The sequence below is a fragment of the Glycomyces lechevalierae genome (assembly GCF_027622945.1).
GTDB lineage: Bacteria > Actinomycetota > Actinomycetes > Mycobacteriales > Micromonosporaceae > Glycomyces > Glycomyces rutgersensis.
The window spans coordinates 1-17,313 of sequence record NZ_JAPZVQ010000026.1 but is presented as its reverse complement, the minus strand read 5'-3'; the positions used below and the strand labels follow the sequence as shown (position 1 = coordinate 17,313).

Genomic DNA, 17,313 nt, shown 5'->3' with positions numbered 1-17,313 from the left:
CTGCGAGCGGGCTGCTGCAAGCGATCGGCCGGAGGCGGCCCGAAGCGGACTCCTGGTGGCCCTCACCGAGTGCCGCGCGAGGTGCGGCTTCCGGGATCCGCTCGGAGGCCGCCTCCGGCCGATGTCGTCGAGGGCTTCGTAGTCGGTTGACAAAGTTTGGCGACACAACTTAATCTGGGGCTTCCATGCCGTAGAGGGGAACACCGTGAGCCGCACTGCCGTGTCCGGGGCCGAGCACCCGATCGTCTCGGGCTTCCACCCGGACCCGTCGATCTGCCGCGTCGGCGAGGACTACTACCTCGCCCACTCGAGCTTCGAGTACTTCCCCGGCGCCCCGATCTTCCACAGCCGGGACCTCGTGCACTGGAAGCAGATCGGCAATATCCTCGACCGCCGCAGCCAGTTCGTGCCCGGCGGCGGCAACGCCTCCGGCGGGATCTACGGCCCCACCCTGCGCCACCACGGCGGCCGGTTCTACTACATCACCACGAACGTCTACGACTCCCGCGGCCAGCTCATCGTCTCCGCCGAGGACCCGGCCGGCGACTGGAGCGAACCGGTCTTCGTGCGCGAGGCGATGGGCATCGACCCCGACCTCTGCTGGGGCGACGACGGCGAGTGCTACCTGACCTGGACCGGCCGCACCGAGAGCGGGCTCGAGGGCATCCTCCAGGCCCGCATCGACCCCGACACCGGCGAACTGCGGTCCGAGCCGTACCGGGTGTGGCAGGGCACGGGACTCGCCGCCTGCGAAGCGCCCCATATGCATCGCATCGGCGACTACTGGTACCTGATGCTCGCCGAGGGCGGGACCGAACGCGGCCACTCCGTCACGTTCGCGCGCGCGGAGCGCCCCGAGGGGCCCTGGGAGGCCTGCCCGTCGAACCCGGTCTTCTCCCACCGTTCGACGGCGCTGCCGGTCCAGAACACCGGGCACGCCGACCTCGTCGAGACCGCTGCGGGCGAGTGGGCCGCCGTCTACCTGGCGGTGCGTCCCCGCGGGTTCACGCCGCAGTTCCACGTGCTCGGCCGCGAGACGTTCCTCGCCGGCGTCGACTGGGTCGACGGCTGGCCCGTGTTCGACGCGGGCCGGTACGAGTTCACCCCGGACGACACCACGTTCACCGACGACTTCACCTCGGACGCTTGGGATCTGCGCTGGGTCGCGGCCTCGAGCGAACCGGACGCGGTCGCGACCCGCACCGGCAAGGGCCTCGACCTGCGCGACCCGGCCGACGGCTCCCCCGGGCTCCTCTGCACCCGCGTGAAGGACCTGCGCTGGAGCGCCGAAGCCGAGTTCGAGGACGCCGGCCGGTTCCTGCTGTGGCTCGACAAGCGCCACTGGTACGGCCTCACCTGCGAGAACGGCGAGATCCGGGCGGAGGCCCGCTTGGGCGCCGCGACGGCGCTCCTCGGTTCGGCCCCCGCACCGCAGGGCCCGGTCGTGCTGCGGATCGAAGCGGTCGAGCCGGAGGCGGAGGACATGACCGGCTACGGCCCGGACGACATCGTGCTCTCCGTCAAGACGGGCGATGAGTTCACGGAACTCGGCCGGCTCGACGGCCGCTACCTCTCGACCGAGGTCGCGACCGGCTTCACCGGCCGGATGCTGGGGCTGGGCGCGGTCGGGGGCTCCTCGCGCGTGCAGGCGTTCCGGTACGCCCCGACGCGGTAACCGCCTGCGGCCCAAGCGAATGCGCCGCTCACGCCCGGGCGCGCGAGCGGTGCCGCCGTCTGCCTTAGTCCGTGTCGCGGACGATGACGACCGGGCAGGTCGCGTGGCTGACGCAGTAGTGGCTGACCGAGCCGATCAAAGCGCCGACGAATCCGCCGTGCCCTCGGCTGCCGACGACGAGGAGGTCGGCGCCCTCGGCCATGTCGATGAGCGACTTGGCCGGGTGGCCGCCCACGGTGTGGGGCTCGATATCGACGTCCAACCTGCCGCCGAGCGCGTTGTTGACCGCCGCTTCGAGCGACTGCCGGGCGGAATTGTCGAACTCCTCGCCGCCGGGCAGGACCATCATGCCGCTGCCGTACATCGTCGGCACTTCCCACGCCTGCACGGCCTCGACCTTCGCGCCGGTGCGCCGTGCCTGCTCAATGGCCCATTCGAGGGCCTTGATCGAGGGCGCGGAGCCGTCGACGCCGACGACGATGCGCTCCTGGCGCTCCGGCCGCTCCAACTGCTCGTCCATGTCCCCTCCTCGGGAGCCGCTTCGAGCTTCTGGAGTACCCGCCTGAACAGCGGCCGAACCCTCCAGGACACGCGGAACGCCCGGCCTCGGCCGGGCGTTTCGCGCACGGTCGTCAGGCGTCCGTTCCGCCCGGCTGGGTGATCCGGATGTGGTTGCCGAACGGGTCGCGCAGCGCGCAGTCGATGCCGTACGGCTGCTCGGTCGGCTCCTCGGTGAACTCGACGCCGAGGTCCTTGAGGCGCTTGTAGTCCCCGCGGCAGTCGTCGGTGTTGAGGATCGTCGAGCCCAACGCGCCCTTGGTGAGCAGGTCGCGGATGACGGCCGCGGTCTCGTCGCTCTGCGAGGGCGGGCCGGGGACCTCGAGGAGGATGCTCCGGTCGGGCTGGTTCGGCGGGGCCACGGTCAACCAGCGCATGAACCCGAGGTCGACGTCCGAGGAGATCTCGAAGCCGAGCTTGCCGACGTAGAAGTCGATCGCCTCTTCCTGGTCGAGGACGAACACGGTGTGGATGCTGATTCCTGTGAACATGCCCCCAGCCTATGGGCCCGGCGGGGCGGAGGGCTTATCCGAAACTGCTCGGTCGGGTCCAGGAGCGCACGAAGCAGCTCGGCGCGTTGAACGGGACGGCGTCGGCGCGGTACCGGGTGGGGGAGCGGCCGATGATCGTGTTGAAGGTGCGGCTGAACGTGCCGAGCGAGTCGAAACCGACCGCGAGCGCGACCTCGGTGACGGTGGCCTGGGTGTCGCGGAGCATCGCGCAGGCGCGTTCGATGCGGCGGCGCTGCAGGTAGCGGTGCGGGGTCTCCCCGAAGGCGGCGCGGAACTGGCGGCTGAAGTGCGCGGGGGACATGAGGGCGACGCGGGCGAGGCTCGGCACGTCGAGGGGTTCGGCGAAGTCCCGGTCCATGGCGTCGCGGGCGCGCAGGAGGCGGCGGTTCTGGTCTTCGCCTGGGGTCTTCACGGCATCCTCCGAGGTCACGTGCGCGTATGCCGATGATCGCATGGGCGGGGGCAGGTCACATCCGGACCTTCGCTTCCAGTAATGAAAACGGGTTCCGTTATCTTTGTCGTGTCCGATCGCCCCCGGCGCTCCCCCGGCGCCACCGCCCCCGATGAGGTCCCTTGCGCACCATACGGTCCTTCACGGCGCAGCCGCTCGCCGTGCGGCTGCTCCTGGTGAACCAGCTCGGCGTCAACCTCGGCTTCTACATGGTCATCCCCTACCTCGCGGTGCACCTCGAAGCCTCCGCCGGGATGTCGCTCGCCGCGATCGGGATCGTGCTCGGAGTGCGGAACCTCGCCCAGCAGGGCCTGTTCCTCATCGGCGGCACGGCCTCGGACCGGCTCGGCCCCCGCGGCGTCATCATCGCCGGATGCCTCATGCGCGCCTTCGGGTTCGGGCTGTTCGCACTCACACCGAGCCTGCCGGTGCTCCTCGCCGCGTCGGTCGTGAGCGGCGTGGCCGGGGCCCTGTTCAACCCGGCGGTGCGCGCGTACGTCGCCGAAGCGGCCGGTGAGCGGCGGGCCGAAGCGTTCGCGCTGTTCAACCTGTTCGCCAACACCGGGATGTGCCTCGGGCCGGTCGCGGGCAGCGCGCTCGTGGTCGTGGACTTCCGGCTCGGGGCGCTCGTCTCCGCGCTGGTGTTCTTGGCGCTGGCGGTCGCCCAGATGCTCGCGCTGCCGCCGCACCGCGCGCCGAAAGCCGCGACGACGGTGCTCGGCGGGTGGCGGGACGCCTTCGCGGACAAGGGGTTCCTGGCGTTCACGCTCGCCACGGCCGCGCTGTTCGCGCTCCAGAACCAGCTGTACCTGCTGCTGCCGAAGGCCGCGGTGGACGCCACGGGCACCGCGTGGGCGACGGCCGCGGTGTTCGGCGCATCGACTGTGGCGACGCTCGGCCTGCAGGTGCGCAGCACCGACTGGTGCCAGCGGCACCTGAGCCGGGCGGCGGCGATCGCGCTGGGCATGGCGCTCATCGGCGCGGCGTTCCTGCCGCCGGTGCTGGTGCCCGCGAGCGCGCCCGGGCCGCACTTCGCGGCCGTGCTGGCCGCCGCGCTGCTGCTGTCGATCGGCGTCATGGTCGCGCAGCCGTTCGTCATGGAGCTCATCCCCGGCTATGCGCCGCAAGGACTCACGGGCACGTACTTCGGCGTCTACTACCTCCTCTCGGGAGTCGTGGCCGCGCTCGGCACGAGCGCGGTCGGGCTCGTCGCGGACCTCGCGGGCGACCGCGCCGCCTGGGCCTCCTGGCTCTGCTGCGCCCTCCTCGGACTCGCCTCGGCCGGAGCCGTGGCCGCGATGCGCGGCTCGCGCTCGCTGGCGCGAGCCGCGGCGGGAGCGCCGAACGCCGAGTCGCAGGCGTCGGCTTCGGAAGGCGATGCGCCGCAAGACGACTCCGGTCCGCGGTCCGACGCGCTGGCCGGCGATCTACCGGGTGCCGCTCGGAACGATGCCGGGTCGGCATGCGCTGCGCCCGCCGAGTCTGACGCCGCGAACCTGTCCCTCGCGCGCGACGCCGACGCGGAGAGCGTCGGTTCGCACAGTGCCGCTTCGCTCAGCGTCGGTTCGCGGAACGCCGCGGATCAGAGCGCCGCGCGGTACGACTCCGGACCAGAGCAACCCGCGCCTTCCGCGTCCGACGCCGCGAACCCGTCCCCCTCGCGCAATGCCGCGCAGACCGCCTGAACCGCAACCACGAAGGAACCGACATGCCTCACCCGTCGACCAGCCCCCAGATGAGCCGCCGCGTCGTCCTCAGCGCCGCAAGCCTCGCCGTCGGCGCCTCCAGCGCCGTGCTCACCGCCTGCAGCGGCGACTCCGGAACCGGCGCAAGCGAACCCAAGACCGGCGGCACCCTCCGCGCGGCCTTCGCCGGCGGCGGCGCGGACGAGACGATCGACCCGCACCGCGTCAACCTCTTCGCCGACGCCGCCCGCGCCAAAGCCGTGTACGACAAGCTCGCCGACCTCGGCACCGACATGGACGCCGTGCCGCGCCTCGCCGAATCCTGGACGCCCGACGCCGACCTCACGGTCTGGACCGTGAAGCTCCGCGAAGCCGTCTTCCACGACGGCGGCCCCGTGCGCGCCGCCGACGTCCTCTACAGCTACCGGCGCATCGCCGACCCCGAGGGCACCTTCCGCGCCAAGCAGGACCTCGCCCCGATCGACCTCGAAGCCAGCAAGGCCGTCGACGACCTGACCGTCGAGTTCGTCCTGCACCACCCGCTCGCCGAGTTCCCGAACGCCCTCGCCGCCTTCGGCGCCTACATCGTCCCCGAAGGGACCGACACGTTCGACTCGCCCGTGGGCTCCGGGCCGTTCAAATTCGTCTCCTTCACCCCCGGCAGCGAGTTCACCGCCGAACGCTTCGACGACCACTGGGACGGCGCGCCGAAGCTCGACCGGATCCAGATCGTCGTCGCCGACGAGGAGTCGGCGCGCATCAACGCCCTCCTCGGCGGCCAGGTCGAATACGCCCACGACCTCTCCGCCACGACCGCCCGCGCCAACGAGGGCAACGACGCCGTCGTGCTCGTCGCCTCCCCCGGCTCCAACATGCTCGGCTTCGCCATGAAGACCGACCGCGCGCCCTTCGACGACCCCCAAGTGCGCCAAGCGATGTTCCTCCTCTGCGACCGCGAGGAACTCGTCGAGTCCGTCCTCTCCGGGCGCGGCCAGACCGGCAACGACCTGTTCGGCCTCGGCTTCGAGCACTACGCCGCCGACATCCCCCAGCGCGAACGCGACCTCGAGACCGCCAAGGCCCTCCTCGCCGCCGCCGGCGTCCAGACCATCACCCTCGACACCGCCGACGTCGGCTCCGGCTTCACCGAGGCCGCCCAGATCTTCGCCGAGCAGGCCCGCGAGGCCGGCATCGAAGTCGAGATCAACGAGCGCAACGCCGACACCTACTGGTCCGAGGTGCTCACGGAAGGCCAGATCGCCTCCTACCGCTCCGGGGCGATGCCCATCGCCTCCCACATCTCGCAGCGGCTCCTCACCGACTCGCCTACCAACGTCACCCAGTGGCACCACGCCGACTTCGACGAGCGGTACCTCCAGCTCCAGTCCACAGCGGACGAAGCCGACCGCGAGGTGCTGTACCAGCAGATCCAGCAGCGCCTCCACGACGAGGGCGGCTACCTCGTGTGGGGCTTCGCCGACTGGATCGTCGGCACCCTCCCGAGCGTCCACGGCGTCGAGCAGGCCCCCGCCAACACCCTCGACTGGGCCCGCTTCGACAAGGTGTGGATGGACTAGTGCTCGCGTACGCGGCCAAGCGGATCGGCCTCGGCGCGGTGCAGGTCCTCGCCGTCGCGTGCCTGGCGTTCGCGCTGGTCGAACTGCTCCCCGGCGACGCGGCCGTCGCGCTCGCCGGGGACCAGCCCGACCCCGCCGCGATCGCCCGCATCCGCGAGCAGATGCACCTCGACGAACCGGCCCTCGCGCGGCTCCGCGACTGGCTCGGCGGGCTCCTCACCGGCGACTTCGGCGCCTCGCTCGTCTCCGGACGCCCCGTCGCCGACCTCCTCGCCACCGCCCTCCGGCCGACGCTCGTCCTCGCCGTTTCGACCCTGGTCCTGCTGCTGCCCTTGTCGATCGGTCTCGGCGTCGCCGCCGCCCGGCGGCAGGGCCGCTGGCCGGACCGGGTCATCACGACGTTCACCGTCGGGCTCTACTCGGTGCCCGAGTTCGCGCTCGCCGTGCTGCTGGTGAGCGTCTTCGCGATCGGCCTCGCGTGGCTGCCGCCGACGGCCGTCGGCGTGCCGTCGCTCCTGGCCGAGCCCGCGGTCCTGGTGCTGCCCTTGCTGGTCCTGCTGGCGCGGCCGATCTGCTCGATCGCGCGGCTCGTGCGCGCCGGGATGATCGAAGCGCTCGACTCGGAGTACGTCGCGCACGCGCGCCGCGTCGGCATTCCGGAGCGCCGGGTCGTCCTCGCGCACGCCCTCCCGAACGCGATCACCCCGGCGACCGCGCAGATCGCCCGGACCGCCGACTGGCTGCTCGGCGGCGTGATCGTGGTCGAGAGCGTCTTCGTCATCCCCGGCCTCGGCACCGCCCTGGTGGACGCGGTGAACGCCCGGGACCTGCCTGTGGTGCAAGGCATCGCGGTGGTCTTCGGTGCGACCACGGTCCTCGTGAACCTGACGGCCGACCTGGTCGCGTTCCGCCTCGCCCCGAGACTGGAGGTCGCCCGATGAACCCCGAATCATCCTCGCATCGGACTTCGTCCGACGACGAATGTCGTACCCCTCGGGCACCCTCGAAACCGGGGGCGCTCGAATCGCGACACACCCGACCCCGGGATCGCCGCAGAACAACCCGCGCCGATCGCGCCGACCGATCCTCCCGGACCGACCCCGACACGCGGACCGGCCGCAGCACCCGGACCCGCACCCGCCTACGCGCCGAACACTTCGCGATCCTCGCCCTCCTCGCGCTGCCGCTCGGGATCGCCCTCGCCGGGCCCTTCATCCCGCTCGCCGAAGGCGACCGGACCCAGCCGTTCGACCCCGCCGCGCCCTGGCCCGGGACCGACTACCTGGGGTCGAGCGTGCTCGACGGGATCCTCGACGGCGGCTGGGGCATCGTCGTCACCGCCGCGGCGGCGACCGGCCTCGCGTTCCTCGTCGGCCTCCCGATCGGCCTCGTCGCCGCCGCGACCCGCCACCGCTGGCTCGACGAGATCCTCATGCGCCCCTTCGACCTCCTCCTCGCCCTGCCGTCGCTCCTCCTCATGCTGCTGCTCGCCGCGATCGCCCCGCCCACCGCGTGGATGCTCGTCCTCATCGTGGCGCTCGTGAACCTCCCGGACATCGCCCGGATCGTGCGCGCCGCCGCCCTCGAGACCGCCCGCCGCCCCGCCGTCGAAGCCTTGTGGCTGCAAGGCGAGAGCTGGTGGCGCACCGCGATCGGCTACATCGCCAGATCCCTCCTCCCCACGGTCGCCGCGGACGCCGGGGTGCGCCTCGTCGGCGCGTTCTACCTCGTGGCCGCCGCGAGCTTCCTCGGCGTCGGCGCGGGCCCCGAAGCGAGCGACTGGGCCGTGATGGTCGACGTCAACCGCGGCGGGATCTTCCTGTCCCCCTGGGGAGTCGTGCTCCCGGCCGCGCTGCTCGTCGCGCTCTCGGTCGGCCTGAACCTGCTGTTCGACCGGCTCCTCACCCGAAAGGCCCCGGCATGACCGTGACCGTGACCGGCCTGCGGGCCGAAGCCGCCGGGAAGACTCTGGTCGACGGTATCGACTTCACCGTGGACGCCGGCCGGATCCTCGCCGTCGTCGGCGCCTCGGGCTCCGGCAAGACCACGATCGGCTCGGCCCTCCTCGGCGCCGTGAAACCCGGCGTGACGGCGACCGGCACGGTCGAGGTCGCGGGCGTCGACGTCCTGCACTGCGCCCCAGGCGAAGTGCCCGCCGCGTACCTCCCGCAGCACCCGGCCGCCGTCCTCAACCCCGTCCGCCGCGTCGGCGGCGTCCTCACCGAGATCGCGAACGCCCACGGCCCCAAGACCAATGACACCTGGGCCACCGAGCGGATCGCCGACGCCATGCGCCGCGCCGGACTCGACGACCCCGCGTTCCTGCGCCGCTTCCCGCACCAGCTCTCCGGCGGCCAGCAGCAGCGGCTCGTCCTCGCCCAGGCGTTCCTGTGCGAGGCGCGGCTCCTCGTCGCCGACGAGCCGACCACCGGCCAGGACCTCGGCAACCGCGACAGGATCGCCGCCGAACTCCGCCTCGCCGCCGCGGGCGGCATGGCCGTCGTCCTCCTCAGCCACGACCTCGGACTCGTCGCGACCGTCGCGGACGACCTGCTCGTCCTCGACACCGGCCGCATCGTCGAACGCGGCCCCGCACCACGCGTCCTCACCGAACCCCGGCACGACCACACGCGCCGCCTCCTCGCCGCCCGCACCACCCGGCCCGCCCCGCCCGGCGATCCGGAGGCCCCGATCCGCATCGCCGGGCGAGGCCTCGCCGTCACCGTGGGCGCCCGCCGCACCCGCCTCCTCGACGACGTCGACTTCGAAGCGCGCCAAGGCGAATGCCTCGCCGTCCTCGGCGCCTCCGGCTCCGGCAAGACCACCCTCGCCCGCACCGTCGCCGGGCTCCAGCCGGCCGCCGCCGGCGAACTCCGCCTCGACGGCGCCGCGCTCCCGGTGCGCGGCCGCCGCCGCGACCGGGCCGAACGCGCCCGCGTCCAGTACGTCTTCCAAGACGCCCGCGCCTCCTTCGACGAGCACCGCAGCATCCACGACCAGGTCGCCCGCACCGCGATCCGCCTCCGCGGCCTCACGAGAGCCGACGCCGCCACCGCGGCAACGACCCTCCTCGCCGACCTCGGCCTCCCCGCCGAGACCGCCGCGCGCCGCCCCGGCCGGCTCTCCGGCGGCCAGCTCCAGCGCGCCGCACTCGCCCGGGCGCTCGCCGCCGAACCCGAGGTCCTGGTCTGCGACGAGATCACCTCCGGCCTCGACGCCATCGCCAGGAAAGGCGTCCTCGACCTCCTCGCCTCGCTCAAAGGCCAGGGCGGCATGACGATCCTGCTCATCACCCACGAACCCGCCGTCGCCGAACACCTCGCCGACCGCGTCCTCCGCATCGCAGACGGCCGCGCCGCCGAAGACCAACTGTCGGATAGCCGATCCGCGAAATCGCGCGATGAGCGGCGGCCCGCCCCCGCGCGCCATACGCTCACCAGCGGCCGTACGACCGGAAGAGAGGAATGAACGGCATGGCGACACAGACCCACAGGATCGTGCAGGGCCTCGCGGCCCTCGCACTCGCGGCGGGCGCCGCGCTCGCGATCGCGGCACCCGCGCAGGCCAATGCGCTCGCCTGCACCGACCACCTCAAGGCCAACGGGATCCGCGTCGGACCGATCGCCGAGGCGGCGTGCGCGGAAGGCGAGCAGTGGGACGGGCACGTCAGGTGCGTCAACCGGCTCACCGGCGCGAACGTCCCGTTCGGCGTGGCCGAGACCGCCTGCCACCAGGCCGCGCTGTAACGAACCGGCGGGCGGGCCCCCCCCCGCCCGCCGCGTTCCCCGAATCCGAGCCTGCGTCCCCTTTGCGGCGATATATTCAGGACTCCAGTGCCCTCATCGGGCCTCAACGGCGCGACCTGCGAGGACTCCACATGGCCCATGCCGCGAACACGACCGAGACCCCGCGCACCGCCAAACTCGCGTTCTGGACGCTGACCTCGATGGTGGTCGGCTCCATGGTCGGCGCCGGCGTCTTCTCCCTCCCCTCCCGCTTCGCCCAGGAGACCGGCGTCGCCGGCGCCCTCATCGCCTGGGCCGTCGCCGGCACGGGCATGCTCATGCTCGCGTTCGTGTTCCAGAACCTCGCGGTCCGCCGCCCCGACCTCGACGCCGGCGTCTACGCCTACGCCAAAGCCGGGTTCGGCGAGTACCCCGGCTTCTTCTCCGCGTTCGGCTACTGGGCCAGCGCCTGCGTCGGCAACGTGACCTACTGGGTCCTCATCATGTCGACCGCCGGCGCGCTCATCCCCGCGCTCGGCGAAGGGGACACGATCCTCGCGATCGTGCTCTCCTCCGCGGGCCTGTGGGGGTTCTTCCTCCTCATCAAGCAGGGCGTGAAGGAGGCCGCGGCGATCAACCGGATCGTGACGGTCGCGAAGCTGATCCCCATCGGCGTGTTCGTGATCCTCGCGCTGTTCTTCCTCGACCCCGGCGTCTTCGCGGACAACTTCGCCGGCGCCGACTACGCCGGTTCGCTGTTCAGCCAGGTCAGGGGCACGATGCTCGCCACCGTGTTCGTGTTCCTCGGCGTCGAGGGCGCGAGCGTGTACTCGCGGCACGCGAAGCGCCGCGAGGACGTCGGGCGGGCCACGATCACCGGTTTCCTCTCGGTGTTCGCGGTCTTCGCGTCCGTCACGATCGTGTCGTACGGGATCATGCCGATGGCCGAGATCGCGGAGCTGCGCCAGCCGTCGATGGCCGGGGTCCTGGAGGCCGCGGTCGGCACCTGGGGCATGGTGTTCGTCTCGATCGGCCTCATCGTCTCGGTCCTCGGGGCGTACCTCGCGTGGACGCTCATGGCCGCCGAGGTCCTGTTCGTGGCCGCGCAGGACAAGGACATGCCGCGGTTCCTCGGCCGCTCCACGAAGGCGGACGTGCCCGTCCCGGCCCTCGCGCTGAGCACCGCGCTCAGCCAGGTCGTCCTGGCCGTCACCTACTTCTCCGACGACGCGTTCAACTTCGCGCTCGACCTCACCAGCGCCCTGACGCTCATACCGTTCCTCCTCGCGGCCCTGTTCGCCGTCAAGGTCGCGTCCGGCCGGGACGGGACGCCGGCGCGCGGCGGCTCGAGCGAGCTCACTGTGGCCGTCCTCGCCTCCCTGTACACGGCGTTCCTGCTGTTCGCGGCCGGATTGAAGTTCGTGCTCGTGTCCTTCATCGTCTACGCCCCCGCCACGATCCTGTTCGTCATGGCCCGCCGCGAGCAGGGCCGCCGCGTCTTCAGCCCCGGGGAGGCCGCCCTGCTGGCGGTCTCGATCGCGGGCGCCGTGCTCGGCGTCGTCGCGCTCGCCGCCGGCTGGATCACCATCTGAAGGCCATCGAGCTAGGGGGAACCGCAATGAACGACCGCGTCCAGTCCTACGGCGTCCATTCCGAGGTCGGGAGGCTCCGGAAGGTCCTGGTGTGCGCGCCGGGCCTCGCGCATCGGCGCCTCACGCCGACGAACGCGGAGGGGCTGCTGTTCGACGACGTCATGTGGGTCGAGAACGCCCAGCGCGACCACGCCGAGTTCGTCGAGAACATGCGCGACCGGGGCGTGGAGGTCGTCGAGCTGCACGAGCTCCTGGCGCAGACCATGGCGGACAAGGAGGCCCGCTCGTGGCTCCTCGACCGCAAGATCACCGCGAACGAGGTCGGGATCGGGCTCATCGAGCCCACCCGCGAGTTCCTGGAGTCGCTGGGCCCGGCCGAGCTCGCCGAGCACCTCATCGGCGGACTGTCCACATACGACCTTCCGAACGACCTGCGTCCCGGGTACGTGGCGCTGGCGCGGGAGTCGACCGGCGCGCGCGAGTACCTGATGCCGCCGCTGCCGAACACGTTGTACACCAGGGACACCACGTGCTGGCTGTACGGCGGCGTGACCCTCAATCCGCTGTACTGGCCTGCGCGCCATGACGAGACGCTGCTGATGAAGGCGGTCTACACGTTCCATCCCGAGTTCAAGGGCTCGCAGGTGTGGTGGGGCGACCCGGACGAGTCGTGGGGGCAGGCGACGTTCGAGGGCGGCGACATCATGCCCGTGGGGAACGGCGTGGTGCTCATGGGCATGAGCGAGCGCACCTCCCGGCAGGCGATCACGCAGGTCGCGAAGGCCCTCTTCGACCAGGGCGCGGCCGACCGGGTGATCGTGGCGGGCATGCCGAAGCTGCGGGCGGCCATGCACCTCGACACGGTGTTCACGTTCGCGGACCGGGACGTGGTCACGCTGTACCCGAAGATCATGGACGCGGTGCACACGTTCTCCTTGCGGCCCAGCGACAGAGCGCCGGGACTCGAACTGGAGGACCACAATTCGGCGGCGTTCACCGAGGTCGTGGCGAAGGCGCTGGGCCTGCCGAGCCTGCGCGTCATCGCGACCGGCGGCGACGTGTACGCCTCCGAGCGGCAGCAGTGGGACTCGGGGAACAACGCGGTCGCGCTCGAGCCGGGCGTGGTCATGACGTACGACCGGAACACGCAGACGAACACGCTCCTGCGGGACGCCGGCATCGAGGTCATCCCGATCGTGGGCGCCGAACTCGGACGCGGACGGGGCGGCGGGCACTGCATGACCTGCCCGATCATCCGCGATCCCGTCGACTTCTGACCCTGGGACAGGGGTAGGGGCGCGGCCGGCGGCCGCGCCCCTTTTCCGGTCTCCTCGCGGGTCTAGCTCCAGGCGCCGGGGGTGTAGTTGCCGCCGGGGATGCGGGGGATCGCGTTCATCCGGTTGTAGGCGTTGATGAGCGCGATGAGGGAGACGAGGCCCGAGAGCTGGTCGTCGTCGAAGTGCTTGCGGGCGGTGTCCCACACGTCGTCCGAGACGCCCGCGCTGTCGGCGAGGCGGGTGCCCGCCTCGGTGAGGGCGAGGGCCGCGCGCTCGGGTTCGGTGAAGACCACGGAGTCGCGCCAGGCGGCGACCATGGTGAGGCGGACGGTGGTCTCGCCGGCGTGGGCGGCGTCCTTGGCGTGCATGTCCGTGCAGACGCCGCAGCCGTTGATCTGGCTGGCGCGGAGGAGGACCAGGTTCGGGATCTCGGCGGGGAGGCCGGTCTTCTTGAGGGCCAGGCCCGCGGCGTTGATGTGCTTGGCGAACTTCGCGGCGATGGGGTTGGCGTAGTAGTCGATGCGGGCTTCCATGGCGGTCTCCTTCATGATTCGTTCGATACACGGGGATGACGGAACCCGGCGCGATGATGTGACCGGTCGAATGTGCGTAGTGTCTTGGATCACAGTGTCGGTCTCGCGGGGGCGGGACGGTCACGTTCGCGCGCCCGCGCGCGTCATAGATTCGACAGGCCCCGCCGAAGGAGGAACGACATGAACGACGACCAGTGGCTCGCCGAGCGCTTCGAGACCGACCGGCCTCGACTGGAGGCCGTGGCGTTCCGGATGCTCGGCTCCTCCGGCGAGGCCGAGGACGCGGTGCAGGAGGCCTGGTTCCGCCTGGCCGCCAGCGACACCGCGCGCATCGACAACCTGAGCGGCTGGCTGACCACGGTCGTCGGACGGGTCTGCCTCGACCAGTTGCGGCGCCGCAAGTCCCGCGCCGAGCAGCCGATGCCGGACTACGGGACGGAGCCGACCGCGCTGCCGGGACCCGCCGACGTGGAGGCCGACCCGGAGTCGGCCGCCGTCATCGCCGACTCGGTGAGCCTCGCGCTGCTGGTCGTCCTGGAGACGCTCGACCCCGCCGAGCGGCTCGCGTTCGTCCTCCACGACATGTTCGGCGTGCCCTTCGACGACATCGCCCAGATCGTCGACCGCACCCCGACCGCCGCCCGCAAGCTCGCGAGCCGCGCCCGGGCCCGCGTGCGGGGGACCGATGTGCCGCAGCGCAAAGAGGTCTCGAAGCAGCGCTCGGTGGTCGAGGCGTTCCTCGCGGCCGCCCGCGGCGGCGACTTCGAGGCGCTCGTGTCGGTGCTCGACCCCGAGATCACGCTGCGGACGGACGCGGCCGAGGTCGGCCAGATCATCCGCGGCGCCGCCCAGATCGCCGGCGGCGCGATGACCTTCGCGGCCATGGCCTCCGCCGCGCAGCTCGTGCTCGCCGACGGCAAGATCGGCGTCATCTCGTCCCTGCCGAACGCGGCGACGCGCGTGCTCGTCTTCACGGTCGAAGGGGACCGGATCATCGCCATGGAAGGCATCACCGACCCGGACCGCGTGCGCGGCATGGAACTCACCCTGCTCGACGCGTAAGGGAGCAGACGAGAACGGTGTGGGCCGCATGCTCAAGCCACCTCGCGGAAGTGTCGTACCCCCGAGCCACCCTTGTGATCGGGGGAGTTCCGTTGCGACACACCCGACCCCGGGGAGCGGACCGGCCGAAACCGTCGTACCCACCGGCCACCCTTGTCATCGGGGGCGCGGCGTACCGACACACCCGACCCCGCGGGCGGGACGAATCGCCTAGTGGCCGAACTGGTCCGAGTCCGCCGCCGCGGCCTCGCCCTGGTCGAGGGCGGCAAGGGACATCACGTCGTCCGGCTCCAGCTCGAAGTCGAACACGTCCAGGTTCTGCGCCAAGCGCTCCGGGTCGCTCGACTTCGGGACCACCGTGAGCCCCGAGTCGAGGTGCCAGCGCAGGACCACCTGCACGGGCGTCTTCCCGTACTTCTCGGCCAACTGCAGCACCTTCGGCTCGTTGCGGACCTCGCCGCCCTGGCCGCCGATCGGCGACCACGACTGCGTCACGATCCCCCGCTCCTTGTGGTACGCCCGCGCCTCGAGGCGAGTCGTCAAGGGGCTCAACTGGATCTGGTTCACGTCCGGAATCACGCCCGTGGCCTCTATGATCCGGTCCAGGTGCGTCGGCTTGAAGTTCGACGTGCCGATCGCCTTCACCCGCCCCGACTCCAGCAGCCCGACCAGGCCCTCCCAGGCCTCGATGTACTTCCCGTGCTGCGGGTTCGGCCAGTGGATGAGCAGCAGGTCGAGGTAGTCGAGCCCGAGCCGGTCGAGCCCGCGCTCGCAGGCCTCGGCGGCCAGGTCGACGCCGTGCCACTCCTTGTTGAACTTCGTGGTCACGAACAGGTCCTCGCGGGCCACGCCGGAAGCCTTGAGCCCCAGGCCGACGCCGCGTTCGTTCTGGTAGTTCTCGGCCGTGTCGACCAGCCGGTAGCCGAGCCCGATCGCCTCGGCGACCACGCGTTCGGCCTCGGCGTCGTCCATCGGCCACGTGCCCAGGCCCAGCTGCGGCATGGCCGCGCCGTGGCCGAGTTCGACGGTGGGTGCTGTGGGTGCCATGGAGGAAGCCTCTCTCATCGGAGGCGCCGCCGGGGGCGGCGCGGTATCGGGGTCTGCGAAGGCGGACGTGAGGGCGCCGCGGTCTACGCTACCGCCCGGGTACCCGAGAACCAGAGCTCGGAAAACAGCGCTCGAGAACGGCGCGAGACACCTGCGGCTACCCGTCGTTCCCACATCATGGCCAATTTTGTGTCAAGTGCTCGGATCTTTGTACCGACACATAGATTCGCGTCATGGAAACGAACCCGAACCCCGTCCTGCGCGTTCCCCCGGCCGCCCCCGCCGACGCCCTCGCGTACTTCACCGGCCTCATGGCCTACAGCACCGACGTCTCCGACGTCTACGCCGCCGGCCAGAACGACGACCTCGGCTTCACCCTCGTCGACACCCGCGGCGACGCCGCCTGGTTCCAGGGCCGCGTCCCCGGCGCCCTCCACCTCCCCACCGACGAGATCGCCGCCCGCGCCGCCGCGCTCGTCGACCCCGCCCGGCCCGTCGTCGTCTACTGCTGGGGCCCCGGCTGCAACGGCGCCTACCGCGCCGCCGTCGAGTTCGCGAAACTCGGCTACCAGGTCAAATACATGATGGGCGGCTACGAGTACTGGGTGCGCGAAGGCCTCCCGGTCGCCACCGACGCCGGCGTCGAACGCGGCAAGCCCGACCCGCTCACCGCCCCGTCGAGCGGCGTCTCCTGCGCCTGCTGAACCGCGAGCGATAATCGACGCATGAGTGAACTCCTTGCCATGCCCGAGGACTGGACGAAGGCGCTGGCCATCGTGGCCCACCCCGACGACATGGAATACGGCGCCGCCGCGGCCGTCGCCCGCTGGACCGGCGGCGGACGCGAGGTCGCGTACGTCATGGTCAGCCGCGGCGAGGCCGGCATCGACACCCTGCCGCCCGAGGAGTGCGCGCCGGTGCGCGACGCCGAGCAGCGCGCCTCGGCCGCGGTCGTCGGCGTCACCTCGGTCGAGTTCCTGGACCACCCCGACGGCGTCATCGAATCCGGAGTCGCGCTCCGCCGCGACATCGCCGCCGCGATCCGCAGGCACCGGCCCGAACTCGTGATCACCCTCAACCGGCGCGACCACTTCATGCCCGGGAACTGGAACAGCGCCGACCACCGCGCCGTCGCCGAATCGGTGCTCGACGCCGCCAACGACGCGGGCAACCGGTGGATCTTCCCCGAACTCGTCGAGGAGGGGCTCGAACCTTGGGGCGGGGTGCGGTGGGTCGCGCTCGCGGCCTCGCCGGAGTCGACGCACGCGGTCGACGTGACCGACACGATCGAGACCGGCGTCGCTTCGCTTCTCAAGCACCACGCCTACATCACGGCGCTCACCGACGAGGACCCGGAGACGTACGTGCGAGGCTTCCTCACCCGCATCGCCTCGGCCGCCGGCGAACGCTTCGGAACGAAGTACGCGACCACCTTCGAGCTGATCAATTTCTGACAGCGGCCTCGGCGTGTCTTGGATTTCCGGACGTGATCGTGGTGGTGATCGGACGTTCGGGCGTTTCCTGTCGGACCTCGGGCGTACTTTTACGCCAGGGGTCCCTTAGGGGGGATTTATCCGGATATTACGGGATCGCACCCGTTTCACATTCCCGGAGCGGGG

General features: G+C 71.5%; 17 protein-coding genes. 12 read left to right on the top strand and 5 right to left on the bottom strand.

What is annotated here, in order from left to right; all coding sequences use genetic code 11:
• Window positions 1-205: 205 nt before the first annotated feature.
• Complete coding sequence (locus O2L01_RS24960; protein WP_270124769.1) at window positions 206-1,675, top strand: glycoside hydrolase family 43 protein; 1,470 nt, start codon at window positions 206-208, stop codon at window positions 1,673-1,675.
• A 64-nt stretch (window positions 1,676-1,739) separates the two neighbouring features.
• Here O2L01_RS24960 and O2L01_RS24955 read toward each other — a convergent pair whose 3' ends face one another.
• From O2L01_RS24955 to O2L01_RS24945, 3 genes are all read right to left on the bottom strand, one after another.
• On the bottom strand, window positions 1,740-2,195 hold the full coding sequence (locus O2L01_RS24955) for a universal stress protein (protein ID WP_270124768.1): 456 nt from the start codon (window positions 2,193-2,195) through the stop codon (window positions 1,740-1,742).
• A gap of 112 nt (window positions 2,196-2,307) precedes the next feature.
• Window positions 2,308-2,724 carry a VOC family protein gene (locus O2L01_RS24950; RefSeq protein ID WP_270124767.1) on the bottom strand — a complete coding sequence of 139 codons (417 nt, stop codon included), beginning with the start codon at window positions 2,722-2,724 and terminating at the stop codon, window positions 2,308-2,310.
• A gap of 34 nt (window positions 2,725-2,758) precedes the next feature.
• Window positions 2,759-3,199 carry a helix-turn-helix domain-containing protein gene (locus O2L01_RS24945; RefSeq protein ID WP_374727636.1) on the bottom strand — a complete coding sequence of 147 codons (441 nt, stop codon included), beginning with the start codon at window positions 3,197-3,199 and terminating at the stop codon, window positions 2,759-2,761.
• 119 nt (window positions 3,200-3,318) lie between these two features.
• Here O2L01_RS24945 and O2L01_RS24940 point away from each other — a divergent pair, with 119 nt between their 5' ends.
• The 8 genes from O2L01_RS24940 (at window position 3,319) to O2L01_RS24905 (ending at window position 13,052) form a co-directional block, all read left to right on the top strand.
• Window positions 3,319-4,881, top strand: coding sequence for an MDR family MFS transporter (locus tag O2L01_RS24940; RefSeq protein ID WP_270124765.1), 1,563 nt, complete (start codon window positions 3,319-3,321; stop codon window positions 4,879-4,881).
• A gap of 23 nt (window positions 4,882-4,904) precedes the next feature.
• Window positions 4,905-6,458: an ABC transporter substrate-binding protein gene (locus tag O2L01_RS24935; RefSeq protein ID WP_270124764.1), complete on the top strand. Its 1,554-nt coding sequence runs from the start codon at window positions 4,905-4,907 to the stop codon at window positions 6,456-6,458.
• Window positions 6,458-7,399 carry an ABC transporter permease gene (locus O2L01_RS24930; protein WP_270124763.1) on the top strand — a complete coding sequence of 314 codons (942 nt, stop codon included), beginning with the start codon at window positions 6,458-6,460 and terminating at the stop codon, window positions 7,397-7,399. The genes O2L01_RS24935 and O2L01_RS24930 overlap by 1 nt, the downstream gene beginning before the upstream one ends.
• Window positions 7,396-8,382, top strand: a complete 987-nt coding sequence (locus O2L01_RS24925; protein ID WP_270124762.1) for an ABC transporter permease — start codon at window positions 7,396-7,398, stop codon at window positions 8,380-8,382. Before O2L01_RS24930 ends, O2L01_RS24925 begins: the two co-directional genes overlap by 4 nt.
• A complete protein-coding gene (locus O2L01_RS24920) occupies window positions 8,379-9,926 on the top strand; it encodes an ABC transporter ATP-binding protein (protein ID WP_270124761.1) in 1,548 nt (515 codons plus the stop codon). The genes O2L01_RS24925 and O2L01_RS24920 overlap by 4 nt, the downstream gene beginning before the upstream one ends.
• Window positions 9,927-9,931: 5 nt before the next feature.
• On the top strand, window positions 9,932-10,204 hold the full coding sequence (locus O2L01_RS24915; protein WP_270124760.1) for a hypothetical protein: 273 nt from the start codon (window positions 9,932-9,934) through the stop codon (window positions 10,202-10,204).
• Between the two features lie 131 nt (window positions 10,205-10,335).
• The gene (locus tag O2L01_RS24910) at window positions 10,336-11,775 is read left to right on the top strand and encodes a basic amino acid/polyamine antiporter (RefSeq protein ID WP_270122981.1); all 1,440 of its coding nucleotides are present in this window, start codon (window positions 10,336-10,338) and stop codon (window positions 11,773-11,775) included.
• A gap of 26 nt (window positions 11,776-11,801) precedes the next feature.
• Complete coding sequence (locus O2L01_RS24905) at window positions 11,802-13,052, top strand: arginine deiminase (RefSeq protein WP_270122980.1); 1,251 nt, start codon at window positions 11,802-11,804, stop codon at window positions 13,050-13,052.
• A gap of 62 nt (window positions 13,053-13,114) precedes the next feature.
• Here the strand turns inward: O2L01_RS24905 and O2L01_RS24900 are convergent, their stop codons facing one another.
• A complete protein-coding gene (locus O2L01_RS24900; RefSeq protein WP_270122979.1) occupies window positions 13,115-13,585 on the bottom strand; it encodes a carboxymuconolactone decarboxylase family protein in 471 nt (156 codons plus the stop codon).
• Between the two features lie 180 nt (window positions 13,586-13,765).
• Here O2L01_RS24900 and O2L01_RS24895 point away from each other — a divergent pair, with 180 nt between their 5' ends.
• The gene (locus O2L01_RS24895; RefSeq protein WP_270122978.1) at window positions 13,766-14,647 is read left to right on the top strand and encodes a sigma-70 family RNA polymerase sigma factor; all 882 of its coding nucleotides are present in this window, start codon (window positions 13,766-13,768) and stop codon (window positions 14,645-14,647) included.
• A gap of 210 nt (window positions 14,648-14,857) precedes the next feature.
• Here O2L01_RS24895 and O2L01_RS24890 read toward each other — a convergent pair whose 3' ends face one another.
• A complete protein-coding gene (locus O2L01_RS24890; protein WP_270122976.1) occupies window positions 14,858-15,694 on the bottom strand; it encodes an aldo/keto reductase in 837 nt (278 codons plus the stop codon).
• 233 nt (window positions 15,695-15,927) lie between these two features.
• Between O2L01_RS24890 and O2L01_RS24885 the strand changes: the two genes are divergently transcribed.
• Both O2L01_RS24885 and O2L01_RS24880 read left to right on the top strand, forming a co-directional pair.
• Window positions 15,928-16,398: a rhodanese-like domain-containing protein gene (locus tag O2L01_RS24885; protein ID WP_270122975.1), complete on the top strand. Its 471-nt coding sequence runs from the start codon at window positions 15,928-15,930 to the stop codon at window positions 16,396-16,398.
• A 21-nt stretch (window positions 16,399-16,419) separates the two neighbouring features.
• A complete protein-coding gene (locus O2L01_RS24880) occupies window positions 16,420-17,148 on the top strand; it encodes a PIG-L deacetylase family protein (RefSeq protein WP_270122974.1) in 729 nt (242 codons plus the stop codon).
• The last annotated feature ends 165 nt before the right edge of the window (window positions 17,149-17,313 follow it).

Coding starts and splice junctions, on each gene's coding strand:
- O2L01_RS24950 (WP_270124767.1), bottom strand. CDS start 2,724: ATGTTCACAGGAATCAGCATCCACACCGTGTTCGTCCTCGACCAGGAA.
- O2L01_RS24905 (WP_270122980.1), top strand. CDS start 11,802: ATGAACGACCGCGTCCAGTCCTACGGCGTCCATTCCGAGGTCGGGAGG.
- O2L01_RS24895 (WP_270122978.1), top strand. CDS start 13,766: ATGAACGACGACCAGTGGCTCGCCGAGCGCTTCGAGACCGACCGGCCT.
- O2L01_RS24955 (WP_270124768.1), bottom strand. CDS start 2,195: ATGGACGAGCAGTTGGAGCGGCCGGAGCGCCAGGAGCGCATCGTCGTC.
- O2L01_RS24935 (WP_270124764.1), top strand. CDS start 4,905: ATGCCTCACCCGTCGACCAGCCCCCAGATGAGCCGCCGCGTCGTCCTC.
- O2L01_RS24920 (WP_270124761.1), top strand. CDS start 8,379: ATGACCGTGACCGTGACCGGCCTGCGGGCCGAAGCCGCCGGGAAGACT.
- O2L01_RS24900 (WP_270122979.1), bottom strand. CDS start 13,585: ATGGAAGCCCGCATCGACTACTACGCCAACCCCATCGCCGCGAAGTTC.
- O2L01_RS24890 (WP_270122976.1), bottom strand. CDS start 15,694: ATGGCACCCACAGCACCCACCGTCGAACTCGGCCACGGCGCGGCCATG.
- O2L01_RS24915 (WP_270124760.1), top strand. CDS start 9,932: ATGGCGACACAGACCCACAGGATCGTGCAGGGCCTCGCGGCCCTCGCA.
- O2L01_RS24910 (WP_270122981.1), top strand. CDS start 10,336: ATGGCCCATGCCGCGAACACGACCGAGACCCCGCGCACCGCCAAACTC.
- O2L01_RS24885 (WP_270122975.1), top strand. CDS start 15,928: ATGGAAACGAACCCGAACCCCGTCCTGCGCGTTCCCCCGGCCGCCCCC.
- O2L01_RS24880 (WP_270122974.1), top strand. CDS start 16,420: ATGAGTGAACTCCTTGCCATGCCCGAGGACTGGACGAAGGCGCTGGCC.
- O2L01_RS24945 (WP_374727636.1), bottom strand. CDS start 3,199: ATGCGATCATCGGCATACGCGCACGTGACCTCGGAGGATGCCGTGAAG.
- O2L01_RS24925 (WP_270124762.1), top strand. CDS start 7,396: ATGAACCCCGAATCATCCTCGCATCGGACTTCGTCCGACGACGAATGT.